This window comes from Salimicrobium halophilum, from assembly GCF_900100295.1.
Classification (GTDB): Bacteria; Bacillota; Bacilli; order Bacillales; family Halobacillaceae; genus Salimicrobium; species Salimicrobium halophilum.
This window is the reverse complement of record NZ_FNEV01000019.1, coordinates 18,065-30,615: the sequence shown is the minus strand read 5'-3', so window position 1 is coordinate 30,615 and position 12,551 is coordinate 18,065. Positions and strand designations below refer to the sequence as shown.

General features: G+C 47.1%; 14 protein-coding genes and 1 rRNA gene. 5 read left to right on the top strand and 10 right to left on the bottom strand.

Features of this window, described 5'->3' with window-relative positions:
* Both BLQ44_RS16345 and BLQ44_RS16340 read right to left on the bottom strand, forming a co-directional pair.
* A 16S ribosomal RNA gene (locus tag BLQ44_RS16345) occupies positions 1-259 on the bottom strand; the annotation flags it as partial.
* A 260-nt stretch (positions 260-519) separates the two neighbouring features.
* Positions 520-1,395, bottom strand: a complete 876-nt coding sequence (locus tag BLQ44_RS16340) for a nucleotidyltransferase-like protein (protein ID WP_093194950.1) — start codon at positions 1,393-1,395, stop codon at positions 520-522.
* A gap of 126 nt (positions 1,396-1,521) precedes the next feature.
* Between BLQ44_RS16340 and BLQ44_RS16335 the strand changes: the two genes are divergently transcribed.
* Complete coding sequence (locus BLQ44_RS16335; RefSeq protein ID WP_093194949.1) at positions 1,522-1,893, top strand: YgzB family protein; 372 nt, start codon at positions 1,522-1,524, stop codon at positions 1,891-1,893.
* A 119-nt stretch (positions 1,894-2,012) separates the two neighbouring features.
* Here BLQ44_RS16335 and perR read toward each other — a convergent pair whose 3' ends face one another.
* From perR to bcp, 4 genes are all read right to left on the bottom strand, one after another.
* On the bottom strand, positions 2,013-2,450 hold the full coding sequence (gene perR / locus BLQ44_RS16330; RefSeq protein ID WP_093194952.1) for a peroxide-responsive transcriptional repressor PerR: 438 nt from the start codon (positions 2,448-2,450) through the stop codon (positions 2,013-2,015).
* A 115-nt stretch (positions 2,451-2,565) separates the two neighbouring features.
* Positions 2,566-3,123 (bottom strand): cob(I)yrinic acid a,c-diamide adenosyltransferase, encoded by a 558-nt coding sequence (locus BLQ44_RS16325; RefSeq protein ID WP_093194948.1) that lies wholly within the window; start codon positions 3,121-3,123, stop codon positions 2,566-2,568.
* A gap of 1 nt (position 3,124) precedes the next feature.
* Positions 3,125-4,075, bottom strand: coding sequence for a D-2-hydroxyacid dehydrogenase (locus tag BLQ44_RS16320; protein ID WP_093194947.1), 951 nt, complete (start codon positions 4,073-4,075; stop codon positions 3,125-3,127).
* A gap of 113 nt (positions 4,076-4,188) precedes the next feature.
* A complete protein-coding gene (bcp, locus tag BLQ44_RS16315; protein ID WP_093194946.1) occupies positions 4,189-4,656 on the bottom strand; it encodes a thioredoxin-dependent thiol peroxidase in 468 nt (155 codons plus the stop codon).
* A gap of 147 nt (positions 4,657-4,803) precedes the next feature.
* Between bcp and BLQ44_RS16310 the strand changes: the two genes are divergently transcribed.
* The 3 genes from BLQ44_RS16310 (at position 4,804) to BLQ44_RS16300 (ending at position 7,630) form a co-directional block, all read left to right on the top strand.
* A complete protein-coding gene (locus BLQ44_RS16310) occupies positions 4,804-4,896 on the top strand; it encodes a YjcZ family sporulation protein (RefSeq protein ID WP_093194945.1) in 93 nt (30 codons plus the stop codon).
* Positions 4,897-5,167: 271 nt separating this feature from the next.
* Complete coding sequence (locus BLQ44_RS16305) at positions 5,168-6,466, top strand: glutamate-1-semialdehyde 2,1-aminomutase (RefSeq protein ID WP_093194944.1); 1,299 nt, start codon at positions 5,168-5,170, stop codon at positions 6,464-6,466.
* A 96-nt stretch (positions 6,467-6,562) separates the two neighbouring features.
* Positions 6,563-7,630 carry an FUSC family protein gene (locus BLQ44_RS16300; RefSeq protein ID WP_093194943.1) on the top strand — a complete coding sequence of 356 codons (1,068 nt, stop codon included), beginning with the start codon at positions 6,563-6,565 and terminating at the stop codon, positions 7,628-7,630.
* 32 nt (positions 7,631-7,662) lie between these two features.
* On the opposite strand, the gene BLQ44_RS16295 is transcribed toward BLQ44_RS16300, so the two are convergent.
* The 4 genes from BLQ44_RS16295 to mutY all read right to left on the bottom strand — a co-directional run bounded on the left by BLQ44_RS16295 (position 7,663) and on the right by mutY (position 11,489).
* Positions 7,663-9,423, bottom strand: a complete 1,761-nt coding sequence (locus BLQ44_RS16295) for an ABC transporter ATP-binding protein (protein ID WP_093194942.1) — start codon at positions 9,421-9,423, stop codon at positions 7,663-7,665.
* Between the two features lie 61 nt (positions 9,424-9,484).
* Positions 9,485-10,012 (bottom strand): nucleoside tri-diphosphate phosphatase, encoded by a 528-nt coding sequence (ntdP, locus tag BLQ44_RS16290; protein ID WP_093194941.1) that lies wholly within the window; start codon positions 10,010-10,012, stop codon positions 9,485-9,487.
* 169 nt (positions 10,013-10,181) lie between these two features.
* The gene (locus BLQ44_RS16285; protein WP_093194940.1) at positions 10,182-10,367 is read right to left on the bottom strand and encodes a gamma-type small acid-soluble spore protein; all 186 of its coding nucleotides are present in this window, start codon (positions 10,365-10,367) and stop codon (positions 10,182-10,184) included.
* A 57-nt stretch (positions 10,368-10,424) separates the two neighbouring features.
* Positions 10,425-11,489 carry an A/G-specific adenine glycosylase gene (mutY, locus tag BLQ44_RS16280; RefSeq protein ID WP_245688184.1) on the bottom strand — a complete coding sequence of 355 codons (1,065 nt, stop codon included), beginning with the start codon at positions 11,487-11,489 and terminating at the stop codon, positions 10,425-10,427.
* A 56-nt stretch (positions 11,490-11,545) separates the two neighbouring features.
* Between mutY and BLQ44_RS16275 the strand changes: the two genes are divergently transcribed.
* Positions 11,546-12,541 carry a metal-dependent hydrolase gene (locus BLQ44_RS16275; protein ID WP_093194938.1) on the top strand — a complete coding sequence of 332 codons (996 nt, stop codon included), beginning with the start codon at positions 11,546-11,548 and terminating at the stop codon, positions 12,539-12,541.
* The last annotated feature ends 10 nt before the right edge of the window (positions 12,542-12,551 follow it).

Below are 12,551 nucleotides of genomic sequence, written 5' to 3'. Positions count from 1 at the left end.
GGGCCCATCTGTAAGCGATAGCAAGAAGCCATCCTTTTACGTTCGGTTCAGGAGAACCGAACGGTTACCCGGCATTAGCCCCGGTTTCCCGGGGTTATTCCGGTCTTACAGGTAGGTTGCCCACGTGTTACTCACCCGTCCGCCGCTCGTTCCACGAGCGTCCGCCCCGAAGGGCTTCAGCTCGCTTCCCGCGCTCGACTTGCATGTATTAGGCACGCCGCCAGCGTTCGTCCTGAGCCAGGATCAAACTCTCCATAAGAGTATTGATTAGCTCAATAGTAATTTTAAAAAAATTGACGCATGGCATAAAACATTGTTCAGTTTTCAAAGATCTACCGTGTCGCTCTCAAAACAGCGACTTAATTAATATATCATGTTGATGTATTTTCCGTCAACAACTTTTTATATTCTTTTTCGCTTTCGGTTTGCCGTGAACGGCTTTCCTCAATGCGACGTTTAATAATGTACCATGGTTCTATTCAAAACGTCAACACTTTCAACGAAAAAAATCCCGATCTTTTATAGATCGGGGCTGAGACGGTATTTACGATGATGGATATGCTTCCCTTTAGTCGTATGAAGTTCAACTTTCACATAGCCTTTCTTCACTGCATATTCCATCATCGCGGAAAGATCGAGAGCATAGTCTTTCACTTCCGGATGAATTTTCAATTCTCCGAATGTCCAACTTTCGTCTTTCTCTTTCATTACAGAGAAAAAGTGTTTCATACTATTCTCCGCACGCCTGCTGATAGAATGATCCAGTGCAAGAACCATCAGTTCCACTCGTTTGTTTATACTTTCTTCACTTTCTATCAGTTCTTCATATAATTTATAAATCTCAGGATCGATTCGTTTTACCTGATTCCAAACTGTCACTTCCGGGTGAAAGCCTTTTTCGATGATAGAAAGACGGGCCAGGTAATGCAAACAACGCACCATTCTGCTGAAGGCATCAAGGTAATGGTTCGAATTGCACAAATCGGTGGATTCACTATAACTTCGTATCAGTTTGGCGAATTCAATGACTTTCTTCTTTCCTCTTTGCCTTTCAGGGAACCCCTGCAATTCCTTTTTAAGTAGAGTGATATAGTCATTCCTCTCGAATACAATCGTTCCATCGGTCACCCACTCCACCGCCCGCCTGAACGTACTCGTTCTGATCCAGTGGTGCAACAGGGTCTCTTCCACTACATGCAGAGCTGCCGAGCGACCTTCGAATTCATAATGTTTTACATACCACGGATCTTTCGCTTCTTTCACTACTACAAGTAAAATGACATCAAAGTTGTCCGTCACCGGACTGACCGGCTTCTTCTTCTCCAGATACAATATCCCTAACGTTTCCTCGTAACTTGCTCTTTCCTGGTAAATCGGACGCAATACATCTTCCATATAGACCCTCCCGGCATCACTTATCTATGTATCATATAATTCGACACTTTTATTCAAATTCCTTTTCCCATTCTAAGAAGTTGTAGACCTGTGATACAATATCCTTTAGAAAGAAGGAGGATTTGCATGGCACTGAAGTACAGCAACAAAATAAATAAAATCCGCACGTTTGCGCTGGCATTGATATTTGTAGGCTTTGCTATTATGTACCTCGGACTTCTGTTCAAAGACATCGTCTGGCTCATGCTCATCGCTATGGTGCTCGGGATGGGAGCAATCGCTCTAAGTACCGTCGTCTACTTCTGGATCGGCATGCTGTCGACGAAAGCTGTTCCGATCGAATGTCCTTCCTGCGGAAAGCACACCAAAATGCTCGGGCGGGTCGATGCTTGCATGCATTGTGATCAACCGCTGACGATGGATCCATCTCTTGAAGGTAAAGAATTCGATGAAAGTTACAACTCCAAGAAAAAACAGAAAGAAGCTCCCGAACAATAATAGAAGCTGCCTCCGTCCGTCATTCCGTATGACGTGCAGAGGCAGCTTTTTATTCATCGCTATGTTCCGTTTATCCCACAAATCAAAAAGAAGTCTCCTTTTTCTATAAAAGAAGACTTCTAATGGGCTGCTTTCGATCTGCATTCTGAACAAGTTCCGTACACTTCCATACGGTGGTGGCTTACATGAAACCCTGTAACCTGTTCAGCCAATGATTCTACTTCGTCGAGACGTGGATAATGGAAGTCCACGATCTTCCCGCACGATTCACAAATCGCATGGTAGTGATCAGATGTGTTGCAATCGAAACGGCTCGAAGAATCACCGTACGTCAACTCACGTACAAGCCCGATTTCTCTCAGAACACGCAGATTATTATAAACGGTCGCTACGCTCATATTCGGAAATTTATGCTCCAGGGCTTTATAGATATCATCAGCAGTAGGATGACTCATCGATTCGACAAGGTACTCAAGCACCGCATGACGCTGGGGCGTAATGCGAACCCCTGATTCTTTTAATGTGTCGATGGCATCTTGGAGTCTGTGATCGGACATCGTCATGCACCTCGCTTTCTGAAACGGATCAAACTATTAATAAAATTATTAGATTATAATATTTATAATTAGTTTAACCCCCTTCATCCGCTCCTGTCAATCATTTAAACCGGCCTCATATATCCGGATTCAATGAAGTTTCCGCCCCTCCGAGCTTCTGGTTCACATACCTTGCCGCCACGAACAATAGGTCAGACAAACGATTCAAATAGCCGACCGTCAGAGGGTTGTTCAATTCCTCCTCTATAGCAGACGCCTGTCGTTCTGCCCGACGGACAACGGTGCGGGCCATGTGAAGCTGGGCAGCGGCTTCCACTCCCGTAGGAAGGATGAAATTCTTCAGCTCAGGAAGTTCTTTGTCCCATTCATCAATGAGGTGCTCCAACTCTTCGATATGTTCTTTTTTCAGCTCCCAATAGACTTCTTTCCCTTTAGGGGTAGCGAGTTCCGCCCCGACATGGAAAAGAATCGTCTGGATCCGGTTCAAATTAACAAGCATGTCTTCTTTTCCGGAAAAGTCCTCTTTTCTAAGAAAGCTGACGGCCACTCCTATGACAGAATTCGCTTCATCGCACGTTCCATAAGCTTCGACACGCTCATGACTTTTCGGGACCCGGTCTCCGTGCACAAGTGACGTTTTCCCTTTATCCCCGGACCTGGTATAGATACGCATGTTAATAACCCCTTTCTGGATCGATGATGTTTTCCATAGATTGTTCGTTCAGATAAGCGTGCAGGTTCTTTTCGAAAATCTCGAATCCCCTCGGTAAATACCTGGAGGTGATGCCTGAGATGTGAGGAGTCACTGTAATAGCTTCTTCTTTCCAGAACGGGTGCTCTTCCGGCAACGGTTCTTCTTCCATGACATCGAGCACTGCATGAGCGATCTCGCCTTTTCTTACCGCATCGAGAATCACATCGGTCGCTACCAGATCCCCTCTTCCCATGTTAAGGAAGACCGCATGCTCCGGCATCGTTTGAAAATGTTCTTCTTTCAGCAGCCCGGAAGTGTCCTCCGTGCTCGGGAGCACCGCCGCTACATAATCCCCTTTTTCCAATGGGACATGCAGTTCCTCCACGGAATAGACATGATCGAAGTGCTCTTTGGCTCTTCCGGATTTAGACACACCGTTAGTCGTCATGCCAAAGGCTTTTGCCAGACGTGCCGTTTCAGATGCAATCGCTCCCGTTCCAAGAATCGTCATCGTCCGGTCATTCAGTTCCTGGAAATCAAGGCGCCGGTTCCATTCTGAACGTGCCTCCTGCTGTTGAAGGACCTTCGCCCGTTTCGCCACCTGCAAAAACATGCCGATCGCATATTCAGCCATAGGCTTGGCGTGGATCCCCCGCACATTGGTTACGAGTATGCCTTTTGCTTCGATTGCACGGAACGGCATGAGATCCATCCCCGCAGACATGACCATGATCCATTTCAACCGGCCGGCTTTCTCTATTCTCTCTTCATTCAGGTCTTCTCCATATGTAAGAAGAATATCCGCTTCTTCTAAATAAGCTTCTCCTTCTTTCATTCCATGACAGTAGCGGAATTCGACAGACGGGAAATTACTTTCGAGACTCTGCTTCAATTCTTCGGGAATCCTCTTAAGTACCGATAGAACTTTCACTAATATCCCCCCAATTTATAATGGCAGCCCTCAAAGAGAAACGGGTCACGTTTCTTCTTTGAGGAATAGTACATCTGCCTGTATTTTAAGGAAAATCACGGCCTCCCCGTGCTCTATAGGTTTTCTTTGATGTAATTCAATGCTTCTTCCACGTGCCCGTCCACTTTCACTTTACGGAACTCTTCAGCAAGATTGCCGTCTTTATCGATGATGAACGTGGAGCGCTCGATGCCATAGTATTCTTTATCTCCGCGTTTCTTCAGCTTCCATACATCATATGCCTCTGCTACTTCATGATTCTCATCTGCAAGCAGAAGAAAAGGAAGATCGTGCTTATCAATGAACTTCTTGTGGGAATCCACAGGATCCGGACTCACACCGAGAATCACGGCGTCCAGCTCCTCGAAACTCTGGTGATTATCACGGAAGTCACATGCTTCGTTCGTGCAACCGGGAGTCATGTCTTTCGGATAAAAATAAAGGACGACGTTTTTCCCTTTATAGTCCTCGAGGGAAACTTTCTCCCCATTGTTCGCTTCTAGCGTGAAACCTGGTGCCTGCTGGCCTTTTTCTAAAGTCATGAATCATTCCTCCTTGGTACTGGTATTACTTCCTACTTTAAAGGAAAGGAAAAGAAACTTCCAATAATTCTAAATATCAAGGCGGATGCACACCCGAAGTCGCCTCTTCTCCATATGATGTACTAAACGTGTAAAGGAGGGATTCACATGGGTTATGATAAAGGATATGGAGGATTCGCGCTGATCGTCGTACTATTCATCCTTCTCATCATCGTCGGTGTCGCTTACGTAGGCTTTTAATCATGAGAGAGGGAGAGGTCCCTCTCTTTTTTTGTTGAAGTGGATTAATGAGACACTTTCTTTCTTGTTTCCATCTGAATCACAGCATATTTGTGGGTTTGCGACATTTTTCCTGTGAAATGAACTCACGAGTCGACCAATACATATAATTCGAGGCAATTATGAAACCTCCACGTCGAAAAAACACCCCATAACGTCTTGCCCCGGAGAGATGAATCCGATTCTTATATGATAAACTACGAATGGTACATTCAATAATGGAGGGAAACATATGAACATAGAAACATCTGAACTTCTATTCCGTGAAGCGGAAGAACATATCGTCGGAGGGGTCAATTCTCCGTCCCGGGCTTACAAAGGAGTCGGGGGAGGCACACCTATCTATATGGAAAGAGGGGAAGGCTCCCGTTTTTATGATGTGGACGGGAACGAATACATCGATTACCTCGGTGCCTACGGGCCGATCATCACTGGACATGCCCACCCTCACATCACAAAAGCGATAACCAAAGCAGCGGAAACCGGAGTGCTCTATGGAACACCGACGGCGCTCGAGAATACGTTCGCGAAGAAATTGAAGGCCGCTATCCCGTCGCTTGATAAAGTCCGTTTCGTGAACTCCGGAACGGAAGCTGTCATGACAACGATCCGTGTGGCCCGCGCTTATACAGGTAGAAACAAAATGATCAAGTTCGCCGGTTGCTATCACGGACACTCCGATCCTGTACTCGTCGCTGCCGGTTCCGGACCATCCACTCTGGGGACTCCGGATTCTGCAGGTGTCCCAGCATCGATTGCCGCAGACGTCATCACGGTTCCATTCAACGATGTGGAGGCTTTCCGGGAAGCGATGGATAAATACGGTGACGAGGTGGCCGGTGTTCTTGTAGAACCGATTGTCGGAAACTTCGGGATTGTTGAACCGAAAGAAGGCTTCCTTCAGCAGGTGAATGACCTTACTCATGAAAAAGGGGCACTCGTCATTTACGACGAAGTCATCACCGCCTTCCGTTTCACCTACGGAAGCGCCCAGCAACTACTGGGGGTCGAACCGGACATGACGGCGATGGGTAAAATCATCGGAGGCGGCCTCCCGATCGGTGCTTATGGTGGACGTGCGGACATTATGGAACAAGTCGCTCCTCTCGGTCCCGCTTACCAGGCAGGAACCATGTCAGGGAATCCCGCCTCCATGGCAGCAGGGATTGCTTGTCTCGAAGTGTTGGAACAACCGGGTACTTACGAACACCTCGATCACCTGGGGGCTCTCCTCGAAGAAGGAATCCATCAAAGCGCGGATTCCCACGGATTGCAGATACGAGTAAACAGACTCGGTGGCGCACTCACCGTGTATTTCACGGATAAATCGATCGAGAACTACGAAGATGCAGAGAATACGGACGGTGAAAAATTCGCAACCTTCTTCAAGAAAATGTTGGAGAAAGGAATCAACCTCGCCCCTTCAAAATACGAAGCGTGGTTCCTGACAACAGCGCATACAGAAGAGGATATCGATCAGACCCTAAAAGCTGTCGATCAGACCTTTGCTGAAATGGCACGGAATGCGTAGTAATCTTTTTGAAATTGTCTTTCGGTTATGATCGTCAAATGGAAAAAAGACGTTTATAATGAAAGGAGAAATTTCAGAACAGAAGGATGATGACATTTGAAATTAGGAGCCCGGATGGTGAAAACGGGACTTGCGGTAGCTGTCGCACTTTATGTAGGGAATATGTCGGATTTCATATCTCCTCTACTCGCAGCGATCGCCGTCGTTTTCTCCATTCAACCATCCATTTATCGTTCCTACCAATCCATCATCGAGCAGGTTCAGGGGAATATAATCGGGGCATTGATCGCCGTTGCTGCAGTGTTCACCCTTGGCAACGACCCTTTCATCGTCGCTTTTGCCATCATTATAGCTATCGGCATTACATCAAGCATGAAAATGAACGAGAACACGATCTCTCTTGCTGTCGTCGCTGTTGTGGCGCTGATGGACTCGACGGATCAGACGTTCACCTACTTTGCCGCTTCCCGTATCGCTTCGATGTTCGTTGGTATATTAGCCGCATTTATCGTTAACCTGGTATTCTTGCCTCCGAAGTATGAAACGAAACTATTCGGGAAGATCGATGATTCCACAAGTGATATTCTGCAATGGATTCGTGTCACAACGAGGAAACTCTCTGATGAGCCTGCGTTAAAATACGAAATCACCCGTATCCAGGATGAGATTCGCTGGCTTGACCACACCTACCTCCTCTATTCAGAAGAGAGGACCTATTTGAGAGGGAAAGGGTTTGCCAAAGGACGAAAACTCGTCGTTTTCCGGCAATTGATTACCACAACGAAGAAATCCTTCGACGTACTGAAGGCTTTCCATCGACTCGATCATAAAATCGAGCACATCCCCGAAGAATTCCAGGATGCGCTCGTCTACGAACTCGATAAACTCGTCAACGCTCATGAGAAGCTGTTGCTCAGTTTGAAAGGACGAATCAAACAGACACATAAGCAAGCTCTCCGTCGTGTAGAGACGCCTGATGTTCCATTGATCGTAGACCGTCTGATGAATGAATATGAGCACGGATACGACAAGGACCGGCTTATCTTCCTTCCTTTAGCGGCACAGCTAATGGAGTACCATTACCAGCTGGAGAAATTGAAACGCCTGCTGAAGAGCTATCAGAAAAACACCCAGAACGAGTATATCCAGACAGGGATAAAATAAAAACCAGGAGGCGCGCCTCCTGGTTTTTAGTATTATAAAGTCGGGACATCGTCCAATTCCTGGACTTGATAAAGGTTATAGTAATGCCCCCGCTGTGCCATCAGTTCTTCGTGGGGTCCACTTTCCACGACCCGGCCATTCTCGATCAACACGATACGATCCGCATGGGTGATCGTCGAAAGTCTGTGGGCCACGATGAAAGTCGTCCGGTCTGAAGCCAGTCGTTCAAGCGCCGACTGGATCAAACTTTCACTCTCGAGATCGAGAGCAGAAGTCGCTTCATCCAGGACAAGGATCGAAGGGTTCTTCAGAAACACGCGAGCGATTGCGATACGTTGTTTCTGACCTCCCGACAGCTTCACTCCACGCTCGCCGACAAGCGTATCATATCCGTATGGGAGATCCGTGATGAAATCATGGGCATTCGCGGCACGCGCTGCCTCCTTCATTTCTTCATCGGTCGCATCCGGATTCCCCATTTTTATATTCATCGCCACAGATTCGCTGAACAACGTATTGTCCTGAAGCACCATGCCGATCTGGTCTCTCAGGGAACGGACTTTCACGTCTCTGATGTCTGTATCATCTATCAGGATGCGGCCGCCAGTCACGTCATAGAACCGCGGAATCAGACTGATCAGCGTGGACTTTCCTCCCCCGCTCATCCCTACGAAGGCAACCGTTTCTCCCTGATCGACGTGGAGAGTGACATCTTCGAGCACGGACGGCTCATCGTCTTCATAACGGAAACTTACGTGATCGAACGTGACTTTCCCGTTCACCGAGGAAACCTTCCGGGCATCCGCTTTATCTTTGATATCATACGGTTCATCAAGAAATTCGAACACCCTGTCCATCGAAGCGATCGACTGGGTCAGCACAGTCGCCGAGTTGACGAGTCGGCGCAATGGACCATACACCTGGTCCATATAACCGACAAACGCGACCATAGTTCCGACCGTCACACTTCCATTAATGACGAGATAACCCGCCACGGCAATGAGAAGAAGGGGAGCAAGGTCTGTAATCGTGTGGGTGACGGAATAAGTGTACGCATTCCAGTTTGTATGGCGTATCGCTTTGTTCAGAAAGTTCGAGTTCTTTTCATCAAATTGTTCATGTTCGTAATCCTCCAGAGCAAAGCTTCTCGTCACCGGTACGCCCTGAACCCTTTCATGCAAATGTCCCTGCACTTCGGCCAGTGCCTGGGAGCGATCTCTCGTCAAGGTACGAAGCCGGGAATAGAAGAATTTCACTGCGAACCCGTACAGAGGGAAAAGGGCAATAGCTACAAGCGTAAGCCAGACGTTCATCGTCAGCATGATGATGACGGCAATAAGAATGGTGAACATATCGAGCCAGATATTCATCAGTCCGGTGATGACGAAGTTCTTCGTCTGCTCCACATCGTGGATGACCCTGGAGATGATTTCGCCGGATTTCGTCTTGGAATAGAATTTAAGGCTGAGTCGCTGGATATGATCGAATAATTTATCACGTATATCATATAATATGTTACTTCCGATCCACTGGGCGAAATATTGCCTCAAATATTCCACCGGTGGACGCACAACCAGGAAGAGGAACAATGCCCCTCCTATGATCCAAAGAAGCTGATCCACTTTTTCCGATTGAGCCATCGATTCATTCCCGATAATGTTATCGATGACATATTTCGAAATGAGCGGAAGCAGCAAAGGGATACCGAATTTAATAACCCCGATAAGTACCGTAAGTACAATCTTCCATTTATATGGCGTCACAAATGCCATATACCTTTTTATCGTCTCCATCGTTGTTCCTTCTTTCTGTCAGAAAAATAAGGAAGCGCACCTTTAAAAAGTGCGCTGCCCTTTACCTGTACGTCAGATAACGTTCATACCACTGATCGATGAAATCCGGAGCGAAAGGCCCCTTCCGCTGATGAATCCACCGCACAAGGATGTCCACGTTGTTGTACAGTATCCTGTCGAGAACATGCGGATAATTCATCTGCTGCCTGTGAATGTTATACTCATCTTCATCGAGTAACTTGTAAGTCATATCGGGGAAAACTTTCACATCCAGATCGTAATCGATATATTTGATCATATCATCCTCATAAATGAACGGAGAACTTATATTACAGTAATAATGAACCCCATCCGAGCGAAGCATGCCGATGACATTGAACCAGTATCTCGTATGGAAATAACAGATTGCCGGCTCTCTCGTCATCCACGTCCTTCCATCACTTTCCGTTACTCTTGTCCGATCGTTGGCACCGATCATGATCGTCTTCGAACCTTTAAGAATGGTGGTGCTATCCCATTCCCGGTGTAATTGTCCATTGTGCTTATAACTTTGAATTTTTATTCGCTTGCCAGGCGACGGGCTGGACATACGAATTCCACCCCTTTCTTCACTGCATTCACTTCTATCCATTATAACGACTATATCCGCCAAATGAAAATGATACAATTTATGGAGAAAGAGAAACCCTGCACCTGGAATATGTAAGAAGAAAAGGTCGCCCTGACAGACGACCTTCCCTAAGGGTTCACAACATGAACTATCGTTTTTTCGCATTGGACTTCTGGTTCTGTTGACGGACTTCCTGTGGATCCGTCTGGTCAGCTCCGAACTCAGCACCATACTGGTTCTGGCCCTGCGCAGCCTGTTGGTTCTGCTGTCTCACTTTTTCAGCATTCGTTCCTGCAGGCGTCTGTTTAGGGTTGTTTTTCGGTTGTTTAGCCATGTCACTCACCTCCGCATTTGCTATTATGCGCGGAAGGCTTTCTTTTCATGCAAACAATCAACCGACATAAGGATGAATTTTTTGGTGAGAGACGGGAAAAGGATAATCAGTGAGGAGCTCTTTCGATACGAATTCAGCTCTCTCCTTCTGCACATCACCACTTAAAACAAACGCACGGTGGACTTCCATCTCCCAAATAAGGTGAGAGAATGTATGTTTGATCCGATCCACCATCCCTTTTTCTTCCATTTCAAGCCCATACAAAGAGCCTTCCTGGACTTCTTCTTCTTTCACCATCGGATACTGCCATAAATTGGCGAGCAATCCTTCTTCCGGACGCTTTTCTACAAGCACTTCTCCTCGTTCATTCTCCACTATATACGTGCGGTAACGTAGTACTTTCTGGGTTTTCTTGGACGACTTCACAGGAAGTTCCGCTTCCACTCCTTCATGAAAAGCACGACAATATTCCTGCACCGGGCACAGGAGACAGGAAGGGGATTTAGGCGTACATACAATCGCTCCAAGCTCCATCAACCCCTGATTGAAGGAAGAAGGATCGTCCGTTGAAATGGTTCGCGAGACGAGCAATTCAAAGAGTTTCCTCGTCGATTGTTTCGCAATATCTTCATCAACGAGCAGAATCCGGGACAGAACCCTCATTACATTCCCGTCCACCGCAGGAACAGGTTGATCATAGGCGATACTCAGGATCGCCCCTTGGGTATACGGACCGACACCCTTCAACGAGCTTATTTCTTCCACAGTATCCGGAACAGCGGCATTGTAACTTGAAACCACTTCGCGTACCGCAGTTTGCAAATTTCTTGCACGGGAATAGTAACCTAAGCCTTCCCATGCCTTTAATACATCCTGTTCATCTGCTGCAGCCAAATCTTCTAAGGTCGGGAACTTTCGGATAAACTGTTCAAAGTAAGGAATAACCGTTTCGACCTTCGTCTGCTGCAGCATGATTTCAGACACCCAGATACGGTAGGGATCCTGATTCTCCCTCCACGGAAGGGTTCGTTGCTCTTGTTTAAACCAGCGGATCAGACTCTCGCGAAAATCTTCTGCAGGGAAATCTTTCACTATTTCATCAGCCAGCTCGTTGCGCTTCAAATTAACACATCCTTCATGATACATTTACAAAACATCAGGCAAGAGGGGGAATGAAGATGGACACAGCCACACACGTCGTTATGGGAGTAGCACTCGGTGGTCTCGCTACGATCGATCCGGTCGTCGCAGAAGACCCGACTCTCGGGCAAGCGGTACTGATCGGTACTCTCGTCGGTTCCCAGGCTCCGGATTTCGATACGATTCTAAAACTGAAAAACAACGCCGTTTATATACGGAACCACCGCGGCATCACCCACTCCATGCCTGCCGTTGTCATGTGGGGACTGCTTCTGACAGGAGTCCTAAGCCTGTTTTATCCGGAAGTGAACACCCTGCACCTTTGGTTGTGGACCTTTTTCGCCGTCATTCTCCATGTTTTCGTAGACGTGTTCAACGCCTACGGGACACAAGCCTATCGTCCATTTACAAAGAGGTGGGTGGCCTATGGTTTCATCAATACATTCGATCCATATATCTTCTACTTTCACATCGCAGGCATCATCGCCTGGCTGATCGGAGCTGACCCGGCTCAGCTTTGGCTGATCATCTACTTCATCCTTGCGCTCTACTACGTTAAGCGCTATTTCGATAAAAGGGAAATGGTGAAACTGCTCGAAGACAATTTCACGGACATTGAACAGATCATCACGTTCCCTACGATCAAGCAGAATATATGGCGGATCGTCGTTACCACTCCTACCCGTTATTACGTCGGGCGTGCGGAGAACGGACATATCACGATTCTCGATGAGTTCGTCAACAAACCGATCAACACCCGGGACCCTGTAGTGAAGAAAGCTCTCGAAGACCATAACATCAAAGCATTCCTGTCTTTCTCACCGGTATACCGATATGAAATCAACTATCACGACGAGTATACAGAACTGCGCTTCATCGACTTGCGCTATCGCCATAACGGTCGTTACCCTTTCGTAGCGCTTGTACAGATCGATGATGAGCACGGAGACCACTTAAAAATCCTCGATTCCTACACAGGCTGGGTATTCACCGAAGAAAAACTCCAGGACAAACTGAACACCAACGAAAGTTGAACCACGCTAC